Annotated in this window: 16 protein-coding genes; 12 read left to right on the top strand and 4 right to left on the bottom strand. The window is 31.4% G+C overall.

Going from position 1 to position 17,153, the window contains the following annotated elements:
* Nucleotides 1–70: 70 nt before the first annotated feature.
* A complete protein-coding gene (locus ABID96_RS11635; protein ID WP_377896870.1) occupies nucleotides 71–508 on the top strand; it encodes a VOC family protein in 438 nt (145 codons plus the stop codon).
* A gap of 87 nt (nucleotides 509–595) precedes the next feature.
* Here the strand turns inward: ABID96_RS11635 and cspD are convergent, their stop codons facing one another.
* Nucleotides 596–793: a cold-shock protein CspD gene (cspD, locus tag ABID96_RS11630; RefSeq protein ID WP_087999471.1), complete on the bottom strand. Its 198-nt coding sequence runs from the start codon at nucleotides 791–793 to the stop codon at nucleotides 596–598.
* A gap of 290 nt (nucleotides 794–1,083) precedes the next feature.
* Between cspD and ABID96_RS11625 the strand changes: the two genes are divergently transcribed.
* From ABID96_RS11625 to ABID96_RS11615, 3 genes are all read left to right on the top strand, one after another.
* The gene (locus tag ABID96_RS11625; protein WP_087999472.1) at nucleotides 1,084–1,308 is read left to right on the top strand and encodes a hypothetical protein; all 225 of its coding nucleotides are present in this window, start codon (nucleotides 1,084–1,086) and stop codon (nucleotides 1,306–1,308) included.
* 185 nt (nucleotides 1,309–1,493) lie between these two features.
* Entirely contained in the window at nucleotides 1,494–3,665 is a 2,172-nt protein-coding gene (locus tag ABID96_RS11620) for a DNA topoisomerase III (RefSeq protein ID WP_192602193.1), read from the top strand.
* A gap of 224 nt (nucleotides 3,666–3,889) precedes the next feature.
* Nucleotides 3,890–4,258 (top strand): DUF3979 family protein, encoded by a 369-nt coding sequence (locus tag ABID96_RS11615; protein ID WP_192602192.1) that lies wholly within the window; start codon nucleotides 3,890–3,892, stop codon nucleotides 4,256–4,258.
* Here the strand turns inward: ABID96_RS11615 and ABID96_RS11610 are convergent.
* The gene (locus tag ABID96_RS11610; RefSeq protein ID WP_192602191.1) at nucleotides 4,255–5,307 is read right to left on the bottom strand and encodes a YkvI family membrane protein; all 1,053 of its coding nucleotides are present in this window, start codon (nucleotides 5,305–5,307) and stop codon (nucleotides 4,255–4,257) included. The two genes, ABID96_RS11615 and ABID96_RS11610, sit on opposite strands and share 4 nt — an antisense overlap.
* Before the next feature lie 192 nt (nucleotides 5,308–5,499).
* Here ABID96_RS11610 and ABID96_RS11605 point away from each other — a divergent pair, with 192 nt between their 5' ends.
* Nucleotides 5,500–6,783: an MDR family MFS transporter gene (locus ABID96_RS11605; RefSeq protein WP_192602190.1), complete on the top strand. Its 1,284-nt coding sequence runs from the start codon at nucleotides 5,500–5,502 to the stop codon at nucleotides 6,781–6,783.
* 21 nt (nucleotides 6,784–6,804) lie between these two features.
* Here the strand turns inward: ABID96_RS11605 and ABID96_RS11600 are convergent, their stop codons facing one another.
* Nucleotides 6,805–7,731: a metal ABC transporter substrate-binding protein gene (locus tag ABID96_RS11600; RefSeq protein WP_192603130.1), complete on the bottom strand. Its 927-nt coding sequence runs from the start codon at nucleotides 7,729–7,731 to the stop codon at nucleotides 6,805–6,807.
* Nucleotides 7,732–8,080: 349 nt separating this feature from the next.
* The gene (pssA, locus tag ABID96_RS11595) at nucleotides 8,081–8,815 is read right to left on the bottom strand and encodes a CDP-diacylglycerol--serine O-phosphatidyltransferase (protein WP_192602189.1); all 735 of its coding nucleotides are present in this window, start codon (nucleotides 8,813–8,815) and stop codon (nucleotides 8,081–8,083) included.
* A gap of 375 nt (nucleotides 8,816–9,190) precedes the next feature.
* Here pssA and ABID96_RS11590 point away from each other — a divergent pair, with 375 nt between their 5' ends.
* The 7 genes from ABID96_RS11590 (at nucleotide 9,191) to ABID96_RS11560 (ending at nucleotide 16,965) form a co-directional block, all read left to right on the top strand.
* Entirely contained in the window at nucleotides 9,191–10,822 is a 1,632-nt protein-coding gene (locus ABID96_RS11590) for a peptide ABC transporter substrate-binding protein (RefSeq protein WP_192602188.1), read from the top strand.
* A 585-nt stretch (nucleotides 10,823–11,407) separates the two neighbouring features.
* Complete coding sequence (locus ABID96_RS11585) at nucleotides 11,408–13,048, top strand: peptide ABC transporter substrate-binding protein (RefSeq protein ID WP_192602187.1); 1,641 nt, start codon at nucleotides 11,408–11,410, stop codon at nucleotides 13,046–13,048.
* A gap of 115 nt (nucleotides 13,049–13,163) precedes the next feature.
* Nucleotides 13,164–13,760 (top strand): undecaprenyl phosphate transporter UptA, encoded by a 597-nt coding sequence (gene uptA, locus ABID96_RS11580; protein WP_377896869.1) that lies wholly within the window; start codon nucleotides 13,164–13,166, stop codon nucleotides 13,758–13,760.
* A gap of 70 nt (nucleotides 13,761–13,830) precedes the next feature.
* Nucleotides 13,831–14,016 (top strand): hypothetical protein, encoded by a 186-nt coding sequence (locus tag ABID96_RS11575; protein ID WP_192602186.1) that lies wholly within the window; start codon nucleotides 13,831–13,833, stop codon nucleotides 14,014–14,016.
* A 191-nt stretch (nucleotides 14,017–14,207) separates the two neighbouring features.
* Nucleotides 14,208–15,146 (top strand): magnesium transporter CorA family protein, encoded by a 939-nt coding sequence (locus ABID96_RS11570; RefSeq protein WP_087999482.1) that lies wholly within the window; start codon nucleotides 14,208–14,210, stop codon nucleotides 15,144–15,146.
* A 67-nt stretch (nucleotides 15,147–15,213) separates the two neighbouring features.
* Complete coding sequence (locus ABID96_RS11565) at nucleotides 15,214–16,095, top strand: permease (protein WP_192602185.1); 882 nt, start codon at nucleotides 15,214–15,216, stop codon at nucleotides 16,093–16,095.
* A 12-nt stretch (nucleotides 16,096–16,107) separates the two neighbouring features.
* The gene (locus ABID96_RS11560) at nucleotides 16,108–16,965 is read left to right on the top strand and encodes a TIGR03943 family putative permease subunit (RefSeq protein WP_192602184.1); all 858 of its coding nucleotides are present in this window, start codon (nucleotides 16,108–16,110) and stop codon (nucleotides 16,963–16,965) included.
* Nucleotides 16,966–17,153: the final 188 nt, after the last annotated feature.

Genomic DNA, 17,153 nt, shown 5'->3' with positions numbered 1-17,153 from the left:
TTTTAGTTCTTTTACAGAAGAAAATTTAAGTTTTATAATGAGGTAATAATAAATGTTTGGAGGCTATCAAATGTCAGCAGAACAAGTCATACCGTATATATCAAAGCAAAGAATTACGCCATTTCTTACATTTTGCGGGAATGCGGAAGAAGCAATGAATTATTATGTTCGTATTTTTCCGAATTCAAAAATCGTCTCACTTCGAAGATTTACGAAAGAAGACAGAGGTGTAGAGGGAAAAATCCTGAATGGCATCATTGAAATTTTAGGACAGTCTTTTATGGTATTGGATATGGAAAAGGAATCTTGTCCTGCTTTTACTTGGGCTGTTTCATTTTACATAGAATGCAATGACGATGCTGAGTTCGATTTAATTTTTGAAGGATTGAAGGTTGATGGCCAAGTACTCATGGGTCCAGTAGAAATGAATGATTTTAGTAAGGTAACCTGGGTTACTGATTGTTTTGGAGTTACTTGGCAATTAGTGTTAAGAAAATCTAAATCTTAAACATTCGACTGTAAGTTTTTTGAATTATTTATTATTAATATAAAAAAAGGACTGAAATAATCAGTCCTTTATGTAGTCAAAGTTGTATTAGATCTTTACTACGTTAGCAGCTTGAGGTCCGCGGTTACCTTCAACGATGTCAAAAGAAACTTCTTGGCCTTCGTCTAATGATTTGAATCCATCGTTTTGGATAGCTGAGAAATGTACGAATACATCATCTCCACCTTCAACTTCGATAAAGCCAAATCCTTTTTCATTGTTAAACCATTTTACTTTACCTTGCATACTTCTTTTCCTCCTAAAACATTGCACATGAAAGCGCGTAAAAATTTGCATTTATTTAGTTTATTAAGACTTAATAAATGTTGAAATTAATATACAACTATTAGAAATAGAAGTCAAGTAAGCGCTTAACGACTTAATTTGTACACAATATACATTATTTCGACATAAGTTTCGCTTGAAAATATTAATTATATGTGAAATTATTCACAAAGTATTTAAGATTGATTATAATGATAATTGTAAATGGATTTTGATCAGTAGACATGCTAAAAGAGATGGAGAGATGACCTATGATACATTGTAACTGGATTAACTTTCAATTTGAGAATGAAGCACTTACACAGGAACGATTTGAAGAAATGATGGACGATCACTTTCAAGCAGTAAAGTTAGATGAGACAGGATTCCCGCAATATATTTGGACATCAAATTTTGTATTTATTGTAATCAGAAGAGTTAAATTAATAGAAGAAGTAGAATTTAAACAAATCCCTAGAAATCCTGCTTGTGAGTAATTACTAACAATTTTTAATGATGGAATTCCCTTTTAATGATGGGGATTCCATTGATCATTAACCCCTAATTTAATTTCCTCATTGGACCACAAAACACTTTTTTTATTTTCCATGTGATTAATACGTTATATAATAATGTGATGATATAAATAGATAGATAAAATTGTTTAAATGTGAGGATTAACATGAAATTAATTATAGCGGAGAAGCCTGATCAAGGATTAAAACTAGCTGCACCATTTCAATTTCAAAAGAAAAAGGGCTATTTAATCATTCAACCAAATGAGTTTTTCCCTAAGGGGGCTTACTTAACTTGGGCAATTGGTCACTTATGTGAGCTGTTATCTCCAGAAGAGTATGATGAAAAATGGAAAAAATGGTCACTTACGACTCTACCAATAATACCGAATCGTTTTCAGCATAAAGTAACAAAAGGAAAATATGATCAATTTTCCATCATTAAGAATTTAGTCCATACAGATGAAGTGAGTGAAATCATACTTGCAGGAGACTGTGAGCGTGAAGGAGAGCATATCGTCAGACTAATATTAAATCTTGCAGGAAATAAAAAACCAATGAAACGACTCTGGATTTCTTCCTTAACAGAAAATGCTGTGAGAAAAGGATTCAGTCAACTATTAGATGAAGGTGAGACAAAGAATTTATTTTTTGAAGCATACAGTCGTGCCTGTGCAGATTGGCTTGTAGGGATGAATGCATCACGTGTATATTCATTGCATCTTCAAAAGAAAGGGATTCAAGATGTATTTTCACTTGGCAGAGTACAAACACCTACTTTAGCATTGATTGTAAAAAGAGAACTTGAAATTGAAAAATTCCAATCAGAACCATTTTGGGAAGTATTTGCGACATTTCAATTTGGAAAAGATAAGTTTTTTGGTAAATGGCATAAAGATCAAGACTCGAAAATTAAAACAAAAGATTTAGCAGAAAAAATTGCAACGTTTTGTGTCGAAAAAGAAGCTCATATAACTGAAATTGAGCAGGAACGAAAAGAATTTCATCCGCCTTTTTTATATAATTTATCTTCATTACAAGCAGACGCAAATGCTAAATTTAAATTTTCACCTCAGAAAACGTTAGAAATAGCGCAAAAACTTTATGTTAAAGGAATTATTTCATATCCAAGGTCAGATTCAAGTTTTATAACGAAAGAAGAGGCATTAATGCTGCCTGATATTCTTAAGAAAATACAAAATATTGAGCAGTTTCAAGGATTTTTTCCGTTACCGAATCCTTCGATTCTAAATAATAGTCGCTATGTAAACGAAAAAAAAGTGACTGACCACTATGCGATTATACCAACAGAACAAGTACCTTCTATGAATAAATTAAACGATGAGGAACAAAAAATATATGAATTAATTGTCAATCGATTAATTAGTGCTCACTATGAAAGTGCAATATTTGATTATACGACTATTCATACACTTGTTGACCAACGTGCAAGCTTTGTATCTAAAGGAAAAACCTTAATTCAAGAAGGATGGAGAAAAGTAATTTTTGAAAAATCAAAGGAAAAAAATACAGACGAACAAAATCTGCCTATTGTTTTAACAGGGGATCAAGGTATTGTAAAGAAAGTTGAAGTGAAAGAGAAGAAAACGCAACCTCCTAAAAGATATACAGAAGGGCAATTGATTACTTTAATGAAATCAGCTGGTAAACATATAGAAAACCCAGAGTTAACGAAAATTTTAAATAAAACAGAAGGTCTTGGTACTGAAGCAACCAGAGCGGGGATTATTGGGACTTTAAAAAATAGAAAGTATATCGACGTTAAGAAAAATCAAGTTTATGCAACTGATAAAGGAAAGTTAATTATTTATGCACTTGGCGAAAATATTTTAACATCTCCTGAAATGACTGCTAAATGGGAGCAGAGATTAAGTGAGATTGGTGACGGTAAAGCAAGTAGCATTGATTTTATGGATCAAGCAAAAAAGCTAACAGAGAAAATAATTCATGATGCTTTTCAAAATGAATCTCAATGGAACTTTTCAGATTATCGTATAGATGAAATGAAAAGCGCCAAATTTGGTAGTAATAAGAAATCCTCGAGTGTAGGTAAATGTATTAAATGTGATGGGAAACTAGTAGATAAAGGTACTTTTTACGGGTGCGATAATTACAAGAAAACAAAGTGTTCCGTTACAATTTCAAAGAAAATATTAGGCAAAAATATCACGAAAACGATTATGAAGCAATTATTATCAAAAGAGCCAACAGAAGTCATTCAAGGTTTTGTTAAAGATGGAAATCAATTTGATGCTTCTTTAAAATTTTCTGAAGAAGGAAAGATTATCTTTCTGCATACTTCGAAAAATCAATCATGAATTTTGAATGCTACGATTTTATTAAAATTGAACTCCTAATAATGAATAGGGAATAAATACAAAAATTGTCGAAGAGAGAATAAATATGAAATAGGGTACTCAAAATACAACTGTATGATGAGCTACCCTATTTCTTTTTGATAAACTTTAAATCCCTTATTCCTTTATTGATTACCCATCATCATGTTAAACTATCAACAAATACAAACTTAGAAGGTGAGATCATGATTTGTTTTTTAGAAAATACTTTTCAATTAAAATTACATAAAAATGATAAAGATGAATATGCCATCATCGTAACTGATGAGGGGATATTTAGTGAAGCGGACTTGGAGAAGCAACCGAGTACTTATGTAAAATTTATTTTAAATGAATATGACGAATTAACAATTGATTGGTTTGTAGAAAATGTGAACCGATTTACAGTTAAAAGTTTACAAGTACATCAAATGGTATTGATTAATGATGAAGATGAATGTTCAATTCAATTTGTAATTGAAAGATGGCAAAGTAGAATGTTTAAGATTGAATGGAAACCATCATTACATATTGAATTCGGCTTGTACTATGAAGTATGTGATGACTGTGACTAAGAAGACTTATTTTTCGGTTTCAATAAAGTCAAAATGATAAAAAAACTAATCCAACCTATTAAAGGATATAAGAATGTTAATAACGGGCCATACCCAATGACACTAATAAATAGACAACAAATTAGGATTAAAATGACAACTAAATCGTTATTTAATCGGATGATTGAACTAATCTGTCTCGACATTCCGTATACATTCCCAACTAAAGTCGTAAAGATTTCAGCTAAGATCACCATTAGAAAAAAGTAATAAAATACTGGATGGATCTGTTTAATTACTTCAACCATGGGAATTTCATATTGGTGGAAATTTACCACTTTAGATACGTTTAAATGAATCAGTAAGAGGATAATTCCTAATATAAGGCCACCTAATATTCCACCACTTATAATAGAAGATTTGTCTTTGCATTCTGATCCAATCGGTACTAATACAGCTTGGGCTAATGCCATATTTAAGCATACATATGTAATTGGTTTAGTAAAAACTGATAGATTAAGAACATTTAATGAAGGCAGCATATTATTTACGTTAAAGTCACTAAAAGAAAATGGTAAATAAGAATTAATAAACACTGCAACGATAAAAGCACACATGATTGGTACCACAGTGTTGTTTAAGCTAAATAATCCACTTGTTCCTTTTCTTAAGACCATAAAAGTAAGAAAGATAAATAGAATTGAACCGATAAATGAATGAAAGTGTAAGTAGTTTTTGAATACTGCACCTGCCCCCGAAAGCATGACACTTGTAACCCCTAATAACACAAAAAATAAAAGACCATTTATGATATTTCCACCAAGTTCGCCAAACAGTAATACATTAAATTGCTGGGCCGACTTTAATTGATATGTATGTGCAATCTCCATAATTTTCGTTCCAAACCAACAAAATAAAATAGTGGCAAATAATATACCAAATGCCCCATATACCCCATTTATTGAAAAGAACTCTACGATCTCTTTTCCTGTTGCAAATCCTGCTCCAATCACAGTGCCAACATAAGTAAATGCAATGTTCCGAACATCTTTATTCATATTGAGTTTCATAGGAAGTCCTCCTAAAAGTAGTACTAAATTGTATGTTTGATTTTGATAAATTAGACATGCTCTACTAATTTATCTTTATGAATGATGAGAATGGAAAAGAATTCGATGTTTTGAAATGAAAGTCAAATATTACAATTTACCAGCTTTTTATATTGTGTTAAAGTGAGTAAGTTAGAAGGGGGACGGGTTACAATGAATATTCTTAAATGGAATTTCAATATGAAAGTTCGACTTGTCGCTGAATTTTTCTTTGGCTTATTTTTCTGGATGTATTTACCTTTTTTATCGATTTACTTTTCAGAAGAATTAGGAAAAGTGACAGCAGGGGTACTATTAATGTGTTCACAAGCTGTTGGTGTTTTTGCAAATCTGATCGGTGGTTATTTGGCTGATACGTACGGGAGAAAACGGATGATGGTGATTTCATCTTATATTCAAACGGCTGGAATAGTCTTAATAACAATTGCAAATTCAGCAATTTTAGAATCACCTTGGCTTACTTTTATTGGATTTGCAATTATCAGTATTACACAAATGCTATATATGCCTGCAAGTTCGGCAATGGTCGCAGATACAGTTAAAGATAAAGATGAAAGAAATTTAGTTTTCGCTGTATTTTATACGATGATTAATATCAATGTAGTGATTGGTCCTATTATTGGTGGATTATTATTCTTTACAGCAAGATTTGAATTATTTACTGCATCTTCTATTATTTTCTTAGCAGTTGCACTTATGATTACCTTTTTGATAAAAGAGTCTTTACCGGTAGATGAAAATAGAGAGAAGGAAGAAAGTGTTTCAAAAGTAGTCATGAAACAAATTAAAAATTATCGCGTTATTTTTACTGATAAAGTATTCTTTTTATTTGTTTTCGCTGGTATATTAATCTCTCAAACTTTTACACAATTAGATTTATTATTGGCTGTTTATATAAAAGAATCGATTCCGGTTCAAACTTTATTTTCATTTGGGGATTTTATCTTAAAAACAAATAGTGAAACATTATTTAGTTGGACAATCGCCGAAAATGGCTTGATTGTAGCATTATTTACTGTTATCATCACTAAGTTTACTAACAAATTTAACGAAAGAATGTTATTCCTTATCTCATCTATTTGTTATGCATTTTCAATGCTATTATTTGGTTTTACAATCTCTGCATATGTCATATTTATTGCTATGGCAATCTTTACATTAGGTGAGATTTTAGTCGTAGGAATACAAAATGCATTTATAGCGAAAATTGCACCTGAAAACCAAAGAGGGCAATATTTTGCGGCAGCGGGGCTAAGATGGTCAGTCGGAAGAACAATTGCGCCATTGACAATACCTTTAGCAGGTTTAATAGGCTATAAATTAACATTTATTATCATTGCTTTATTGGCTTTAACAGGGGCATATTTGTTCGAAGTGATGTTTAAAGAAATGAAAAAAAGACCAGATCTTTTAATGGATGATTATAAAGCTGGATAAAAAAAGGACCTTAGGGTCCTTTTATTTATTGTTTAATGTCTTATCTAAAATTTGAATATTTTCTTTCATTAAGTCAAAATAGTCTTTCTTATTTTTTAAATCTTCTTCCGAAACTGTAGCTAAGTGATTCAATCTTAAAATCTCTGCATTTGTTTCATCTTTTACGACTGAAGCAACCTTAGGTGTAGCAAAGGTTTCAAATAAAATATATTTGACATTATGTTCTCTTGTGAAATCAACTACTTTTTTCAGTTCTTTTTGAGATGGCTCTTGAGAAGGTGATAGACCAGTAATTGGGATTTGTTCGATTCCGTAACGGTTTTCCCAATACCCATAAGCAGCATGAGAAACGACAATATCCTTGCGCTCGGAGTGAAGAATCAAACTTTTTAGTTCGTTATCAAGTTCATCGAATTGTCCTTCAATTTTGTTGAAGTTATCTTCAAAATATTGCTTGTTTTTTGGCATTAGTTTCGTTAATTCAGTTTTAATATTTTCTGCTTCTATCTTTGCAAGAGTAGGATCCAACCAAACATGTGGGTCAACATCATGATGTTCCCCTTCGTGATCATGTTCATCTTTTTGATGCTCTTCGCTAGAATGAATGTATTCGATATTTTTAGAAGCTTCAAGAATGGCAACATCATTATTTTTTAATGTTTCATTTATTTTCTCTGCAAAAGGTTCCATACCTGCACCGTTATAAATAAATAGGTCAGCATTAGCGATCTTTACGATTTGTTTGGATGTAGGCTCAAAATCATGAGTATCTACTCCTGCAGGATATATAGATGTAACATCAACATATTTTCCGCCTATTTTTTTCGCAAAATCCATTAGTGGGAAAATTGTTGTATAAATTGTAAGATGATTTTTATTTTTATCATTTACAGTATTTTCTTGATTACAACCTGATAGAACGGCACCTGATAACAGCAATGTAATCATTGCTAATTTAGTAAATTTCAAATTGATCTCTCCCCTATGTAAGAACTCTATTTAGTAATTTGTTATGAGTATAAAAATTAAACGAGTTAAATGAAATTATCTCTGGTTTAATACGTAATCATTCCTTTTTATACTTCAAAAAAAATTAACCTCTATGTAACCTAAGTGAGATAATAGGCTAAATTAGTAGTTAAATGTGATAAAACGTAATTGGTACGATTTAATACTTTGTTATTATAAAACACTTGTAATTAATTTGCAAGAAATATATTTATCAGTTGGAATATTGATCATAGTAAAAAAAGTATGTTAACTCGTATCACTTGGATACGTTCAACATACTTTTTGTTTATGATTTACGTTTTAAACGAAATCTTCGAGGTTTTTGATTTTGTTGACCAGAATGTTTCTTTTTACTTTTAATGAACTGGAAAAATATAAAAAATATGTACAATGGTATAGCAATGTATATGAAAAATGGCCATTGTTCTTTTTTTGCATGCCATACTAAATAGAGAGCATAACCTAAAAATAATGTAACGAGAGTGCCATATTTCGGGATTGGAATATCTTTAAAACTAGGAATTTTAATTTTACTAACCATTAAAAAGGCTAGTGCAATAAATATTGTGATCATGACAATTTGCGGGATACGATCACCAAATAATGTTAAAAATGCGACTAATCCACCAGCAGCAGTTATGGGAACACCAGTAAAATATTTTAACGAAGTAGCGATTGGTGTTACGTTGAATCGTGCTAATCGATAAGCTCCAAATAATGGGAATAATCCTGCAATCGCAAGCCCTAGTAAACCCTCATTTGAGAATTGAGTGCAATAAACTAAATATGAAGGGGCAGCACCAAAGGTTACGATATCAGCTAAAGAATCAAGCTCCTTTCCTAATTGTGTTTGTACACCTAAAACCCTAGCTAAACGGCCATCCATACTATCAAGCATCATTCCGATTAGTATAAGAATTGCTGCATTTCTCACTTGACCATCTGCAGCGAAACCAATCGAAAGGAATCCACAATACAAATTACCAAGCGTAAAAAGGTTTGGAATACTTCGTTTAATCATAATTTCACTTCCTAAAATTGAATTAAATAATAATAAAATAAAGTCTATTATACCCCAAAAATTAGTAAGAATGGAAACTTATAAATTTTATGTTCACGTTTTAGAAATATTTATAAGATTTTTAAGTTTGTATTTAAGATTATAATAAATATTATATTGTGAATAATGACACAAGCATATTTTACTATGTTTCAAAACAAGAGAAATAAGCTGAATTAACTAAAAAATCGCAATTTTTTTATAAAAATTAAATTAAATATTAAAAAAATACTTTTTTTTCTGAAAAATGTGTAGTATATTGAAAAAGTAATAAGTGATTATTCAGAAAAATAAGAAAAACAGAGGGGATAATCACTAAACTATGGAGGTGCTCGAATGAAGCGTAGATTAGCGACAACAGTCACAAGTCTTTTAGTACTAAGCACAGTGCTAGCAGCTTGTGGCAAAGACACAGAAACAACATCAAATGAACCAAAAAAGGACAAGAAACAAACTCTTAAACTTACTACTACTACTGAGATTCCATCAATGGATTCTGCAAAAACTACTGATGCAATGTCATTTGAAGTATTAAATAACGTAAACGAAGGGTTACTTCGTTTAGGTGAAGGCGATGAAGTTGTTGATGGAATCGCTAAAAAAGATGAAACTGAAATCAGTGATGATGGTTTAACATACACATTCCATTTACGTGATGCGAATTGGTCTAATGGTGAGCCAGTAACAGCTAATGATTTCGTTTACTCTTGGCAACGTGCAGTAGATCCTAAAACTGCTTCTGAGTACTCATTCATTTTATACTATGTAAAAAATGCTGAACAAATTTTCAATGGTAAATTACCAACTGACCAACTTGGTGTTAAAGCGATCGATGATAAAACTTTACAAGTTACATTAGAACAAGCTACACCTTATTTCTTACAGTTAACAACTTTTGGTACTTACTTACCACAAAATCAAGCTTTCGTTGAGTCTCAAGGTGACCAATACGGTCTAGAAGCTGATACTCAATTATATGATGGACCATTTACATTAAGCGAATGGAAACATGCTGAAAGCTTTACATTAACTAAAAATGATAGTTATTGGGACAAAGACACTGTAAAATTATCTGAAATCAAATACAATGTTGTAAAAGATACTTCTGCAGCTGTTAACTTATACGAAAATGGCGACATTGATAAAGTAATGTTAGATTCAGAATTCGTTGATAAATATAAAGACGATCCTGAATACCAAACACAATTAGATGCTCGTTTAGTATTCTTCCGTTTCAATCAAAAATTAGATCTATTCAAAAACGATAAAGTTCGTAAAGCGTTTGACTTAGCTTATGACAAAGAAGCGATTACGACTGCAATCTTAAACGATGGATCAAAACCAGCTAATTGGTTAGTTCCTTCTGAATGGGTAAAAGGTCCAGACGGAAAAGACTTCCGTGAGCACAATGGCGACTTCAACAAATACAATGTAGAAGAAGCGCAAAAATTATGGGCTGAAGCGAAAAAAGAATTAGGTAAAGATAGCTTTGAATTAAAAATGCTTTCTTATGATGATACAACTAGAAAGAAAGCAGCTGAATATATCGCTGGAGAACTTTCTAAGAATCTTCCAGGTTTAAAAATTACTGTTGCACCACAACCATTTGAAATCAAACTTGATCAAGAGAAAAAATTAGAGTATGACTTCTCATTCTCTGGATGGGGACCGGATTATCCAGATCCAATGACATTTATTGATATGTTCATATCAAACAGTGCATTCAATGAAATGGATTACAAAAACCCTAAGTATGATCAATTAGTAAATGATGCGAAAAAAGAAGTAGATCCTCAAAAACGTTGGGATTACATGGTACAAGCTGAGAAAGTAATCATGGACGAAGCTGGTATCTCACCAATCTATCAACGTGGACGTGCATACTTACAAAAAGATTCAGTTAAAGGTATCATTGCTCACAAATTTGGTGGGGATTTCTCTTACAAATGGGCAACTAACGAAAACTAATATTTTCAAAAGAGAAGGGGATCCCCTTCTCTTTTTTTGCATTAATAGAGTAGACCTAGAATCGTCCCAATTAAAATTTTGTAATAAAAGGAAATGATTATTTATATATAAAATAGGGGAGCTTATCTTATTATATGGCATGTTAATATTTAAAGTTGGTTAATAAGATATTGAGATAAAATCTGAGACATATGAACATAATAAAGACTTCATTCCCATATGACCAAGGTGAGAGGATTGATACAATTCTACGTCTCGATAATACAAGTAGACTTTATCGATATATTCACGAATCTTCTTTAACTGGCCAAATTTTATCGAGGAGGTAAATACATTTTTATTAAATTGAATGAGGAATTATACAAAAAAATGGAAAAAAATGTGTGAAAACTAACAAAAAATTAAACTATTATGTTAAATTTATTAATTTTTTTGAAAAAAATGTCGATTTTTTGTTGATATTTTCTAAAAGTTATGTAAAATAAGAGTATATTAAAGATTATTAAAAATTCATACAATAAATTGTTCGAATATTTTAATAGTTTTTAAGTCTAATTGTACTATTTTTATTGGGGAGGCAAACAAATGAAAAAGAAGGTTTCTTATTTTTTATCTCTATCTGTTGCTGTAAGCATGCTTTTAACTGCTTGTAATTCAGGTAAAGATGAAAAAGACACTGCAAAAAACTCAGACAAAAAATTACCACAGGTTCTTAACTTAATCGGTCCTGCAGAACTTCCAGGTCTTGATTCTGGTACAACTACTGATGCTGAATCTTTCAACGTTTTAGCTAACATTATGGAAGGTTTAAATGTATTAGGTGAAAATGATGAAGTTAAACCAGGTATCGCTGAAAGCGTAGACATTTCAGATGATAAATTAACTTATACTTTCCACCTTCGTGATGCAAAATGGACAAACGGTGATCCAGTAACTGCTGGCGATTTCGAGTATGCTTGGAAACGTGCTGCTGACCCTAAAACTGGTGGCGAGTATGCTTTCATGATGAACTCACTTAAAAATGGTGAAGCTGTAACTTCTGGTAAAGCAAAAGTTGACACGTTAGGTGTTAAAGCTATTGATGATAAAACTTTAGAAGTTGTTTTAGCAAAAGCGATTCCTTACTTTGATTCTTTAGTAACGTTCCCAACTTTCTTACCATTAAACAAAAAGTTCGTTGAAGCTCAAGGTAAAGATTACGCTCTTGAAGCTGATAAATTAATCTTCAATGGTCCATTTGAATTAAGCGAATGGAAACATAACACTAGCTACCAATTAGTGAAAAACGATGATTACTATGATGCTGATGCAGTTAAATTAAAAGAAATCAACTTTAACATTGTTCTTGATGAGCAACCAAAAGTTAACTTATACGAAAGAGGAGAAGTTGATCGTATCACTTTAAGTGCTGAGTTCGTTGATAAATTCAGAGAAGATCCTAACTTCGATTCATTCTTAGAGCCAACAGTATTCTTCTTACGTGTAAACGAGTCTAAGAATCCAGCTCTTAAAAATGTAAACATCCGTCAAGCTTTAAACAAAGCTTTCGATCGTGAAGCAATTACAAGTGTAATCTTAAACAACGGTTCTGCTCCTTTAACAGGTTTAGCTCCAGCTGAATTCTTAACAGCTAAAGGTGAAGACTTCCGTAAAGCTTCTGGCGATTTAGTAACATTTGATGCAGATGCAGCTAAATCAGCTTGGGAACAAGGATTAAAAGAAATCGGTAAAAAAGAAGTTAAATTAGAACTATTAGGTTCTGATAGCGATGTTAACAAAAAAATCTCTGAGTACCTTCAAGGTGAATTCCAAAAGAACTTACCAGGATTGTCTATTAGCATCAAAACAGTTCCATTTGGTCAAAAATTAGACTTAGAAACTGCTAAAGATTATGATATCTCATTCGGTGGATGGGGACCTGACTACAAAGATCCAATGACGTTCTTTGATATGTTCATCACTCCTTCTTCATTCAACCAAATGTCATTCTCTAACGCTGAGTACGATAAATTAATCGCTCAAGCTGGTGGAGAATACTTAACAAACCCAGAAAAACGTGAAGAAGCGTTCTTAGCTGCTGAAAAAATCTTAGTTCAAGATCAAGCTGCTATTCTTCCGATTTACCAACGTGCAATTGCATATGTACAACAACCAAAAGTTAAAGGTTTAATCAACCACAACTTCGGTGCTGACTACACTTACAAATACGTTGAAATCAAAAACTAATTTTTAAATGAGAGGGCCACTTTATAAGTGGTCCTTTTTTTGTAAATTTTGACATAAATCAGTTTCCTTTGTATTATCTTGATAGTACAAGTTGTATTCGAGAGGAGAGTAGCTTTTGACTGAAATCATACATCAAATATTAGAGTTCTTTGCGTCATTAGGCTATTTTGGCGTGGCATTAGGTTTAATGATTGAAGTTATACCAAGTGAAATTGTACTGGCATATGCTGGATATCTTGTAGCGGAAGGTCATATCAATTTTATAGGAGCAATCATTGCTGGAGTGATAGGCGGGACAATTGCCCAATTATTTTTATATTGGATCGGGTACTATGGTGGAAGACCAATTATTGAAAAATATGGGAAATACATACTGATTAACAAGCATCATATTGATTTGGCAGAAAAATGGTTTTCAAAATATGGTGTTGGTGTAGTATTTACAGCAAGGTTTATTCCAGTAGTAAGACATGCTATTTCAATTCCTGCAGGCCTTGCGAAAATGCCAATCAGTCAATTTACCATATATACAGTATTGGCAATCATACCTTGGTCAATTTTCTTTGTACTAGTAGGAGAAAAACTGGGTAGAAATTGGGATACGGCTAAAGAAGTTTTAGCACCTTATACACCAATGCTTATTGCAATTGCGTTTGCTTTATTTGTCGTTTATTTCTTAATTAAGAAACTAATATCTAATAAAAATAAATAATATGATGAGTGGTTTGTCCTGTTTCTACATATAATAGAAAAACTTAATGTAGAAAGGATGAGTTTATTTTATGCATTCAATGAATTATGAGGATGTTAAAAACGATGTAAATAATACACTTTCAAGTGTTCAAGAACAATTAACTTCTGGAGACTTTTCTAAAAATACAAAAGAAGAGCTCGAAAGTCAGGCAAAGTTATATGAATATGTAAATGATATCACTGAAATGAATCATTTGTATCAAAATGGATACTAAGAAAAAGGTCACTATTAGTGACCTTTTTCGTTCTAATTAATTTTGTATATAATATTATTTATTAGTAAAAATTTCCAAATAAAACTGATTATTAGAAAAACCGCTTTCTTTATAATAAAGGTTGAAACAAGCATGAATGTTTCGTATGCTAGTAATGTGATGTGTTGTTTTAGAATTAGAGGTGAGTATATATGTTAAATTTTTACGTATCTGATGCAGGGGGAAAATTAAATCAAGTCGATACAATTGAAAAAGGTTGCTGGATCAATGCGATTAATCCAAGCGAACAAGAGATTCAATTTTTAGTCCAAAAATTAGACTTAGATTTAGACTTCATTAAAGACCCTCTTGATGACGAGGAACGTTCAAGGATTGAAATTGAAGGAGAACATACTCTTATTATCGTGGACATTCCAATAGTAGCTCATGATGATACTGGAAATACAATTTTTGATACAATTCCAATCGGGATGATTATATCTTCTAATACGTTTGTAACGATTTGTTTAAGTGAGAATCCAATTTTCGAGCGATTTATATATCAAAAGGTTAAAGGATTTTTTACATTTAAGAAGACTCGTTTTGCACTGCAGCTCTTGCATACATCTTCAACTTACTATCTGCGTTACCTTAAACAAATTAATCGAAAAACCAATGAAATTGAAGCTGAATTACATCAGTCAACGAGAAATCAAGAATTATTTACAATGCTAAATCTTGAAAAAAGTCTTGTATACTTTACGACATCACTTAAAGCAAATAAAATTGTGATGCAAAAAATTCTTAAAGGTAATGTGTTAAAAATGTATGAAGATGATGAAGACTTATTAGAAGATGTAATCATTGAAAATAAACAGGCTATTGAGATGGCAGAAGTTTATAGCAATATCTTAAGTGGTATGATGAATACTTTTGCATCTGTTATTTCGAATAATTTAAACATTGTCATGAAGTTCTTAACTTCAATTACAATTATCTTATCAATTCCAACGATGGTTTCTAGTTTCTTTGGAATGAATGTACACATACCTTTAGCAAAAATTCCACATGCTTTTCCGATTGTTATTGGAATCTCAGCGTTATTATCTTCAACAATAGCATTTATATTTTGGAAAAAAAGGTATTTTTAACTCACATGACCGACCTGTTTTTAGGGAGGTTTTGTGAGTTTAATTTTTAGTAAAATGGGGTGAGAACATGACTTCGAATTTATATCATTCATTTTTACAAATGAACACTATTTTTATTTCAATCGTAGTTGAAGCATTGCCATTTATTTTAATTGGTGTCTTCATTTCAGGGATCATTCAAATTTTTATAACAGAAGAAATGTTATCAAAAATCATTCCTAAGAACAGATTTGGTGCTGTTTTTGTGGCAATTTTATTAGGATTTATTTTCCCAGGTTGTGAATGTGGTATCGTTCCGATTGTTAGTAGATTAATAAAAAAAGGCGTTCCACATTATGTGGCAGTTGCTTTTATGTTAACTGGTCCTATCATAAATCCTATTGTACTATTCGCAACATTTATCGCCTTTGGGAATAATATTGAACTCGTAATCTATCGAGCTGGAGCTGCAATGATAGTAGCTTATATAATCGGCATCATCTTATCGTATCTTAAAATTGAGAACCCACTAAAGCATGATATAGAATCAATTCCGGTCAATCATACAATGCCGGTTAAAAGAAAGTTATGGAATGTGTGTGTACATGCGATTGAAGAGTTTTTCTCAATGGGAAAATTTTTAATTTTAGGCGCATTAATCGCTGCTTTTGTCCAAACATTTATACCGACATCGACATTAATGAAAATTGGAAATGGTCCAGTTACAAGTATAATTGTTATGATGCTACTTGCATTTATATTATCACTTTGTTCTGAGGCAGACGCGTTTGTTGCATCTTCATTCCAAAGTACATTTTCTATCAATTCGATTGTAGCATTTATGGTTTTTGGACCAATGGTAGACATTAAAAATACTTTAATGTTATTTCAACACTTTAAAAGTAAATATGTTTTAACTATTATCGGACTAGCTGCAATCTTAACATTTATTGTGACAATTTTAATATAAGGGAGAATCTATATGGCAAGAGCATATGTATTATTAGGTTTTACATTTTTCTTAATGCAAATGCATATTACAGGTAGTATCTCAAAATATATCAATATGAAATACTCATATTTATCATTAACTGCGGGAATTCTCTTTGCATTTTTAACAATCATTCAAGTTATTCATACATTTAAAACATCAGATCAAGATCACGACCATGATCATGTATGTAATCATACATGTGACCACGGTCATGTTCATAAAGAGTCAAAAGGAATCAGAAAAGTTTTAAATGGGTTTATATTTTTGTTTCCATTAATAACAGGGATTTTCCTGCCAATTGCAAGTTTAGATTCTACGATTGTTCAAGCAAAAGGATTCCATTTTCCAGTTTCTGAACCAGATAACAACGACCCGTTTATGCAAAGACAATATTTAAAACCAGATTTAAGTATTTATTACGGTCAAGAAGGATACCAGAAATTAATTGATAAAGAATCAAAGGAATATATAAACAAGGATCATATTGTTTTAAATGATCAGGATTTCTTAAAAGGGATGGAAGTACTTTATGATGAACCTGGCCATTTTATCGGCAAGAAGATTACGTTTAAAGGTTTTATTTATAAGGAAAAAGGTTTAAATGAAAACCAATTATTCTTATTCAGATTTGGTATCATCCATTGTGTGGCAGATTCAGGTGTATACGGATTATTAATAAATCTGCCTGACCATCAGTCGTTTGACAATGACCAATGGGTTGAAGCAACAGGTGTCATAAAAGAAATGTACTATCAACCATTTAAAGTAAACATTCCGTACATTGAAGTAACTGAAACTAAAATGATTGATCCTCCTAAAAATCAATATGTATACAGAAATAAATAAAATGGGCAAATAGCCCATTTTTTTTTTGAAAAATTGAATTTTAAAGATATACAACTAATAAAGTTTAATTTCACGTACCGAAATGAGTGTTCTTACTAATTTTATGCATCTTTTAAGGGGTTGTTTTGTACCTAAATCATCATTTAGTAATGAACATGCCTAATTGTGCAAAAAAACTTGTTCATATA

Origin of the sequence: Gottfriedia sp. OAE603 (genome assembly GCF_040543965.1) — a bacterium.
GTDB classification, from domain to species: Bacteria; Bacillota; Bacilli; order Bacillales; family Bacillaceae_G; genus Gottfriedia; species Gottfriedia solisilvae.
This window is presented reverse-complemented; position numbering and strand designations above follow the sequence as displayed.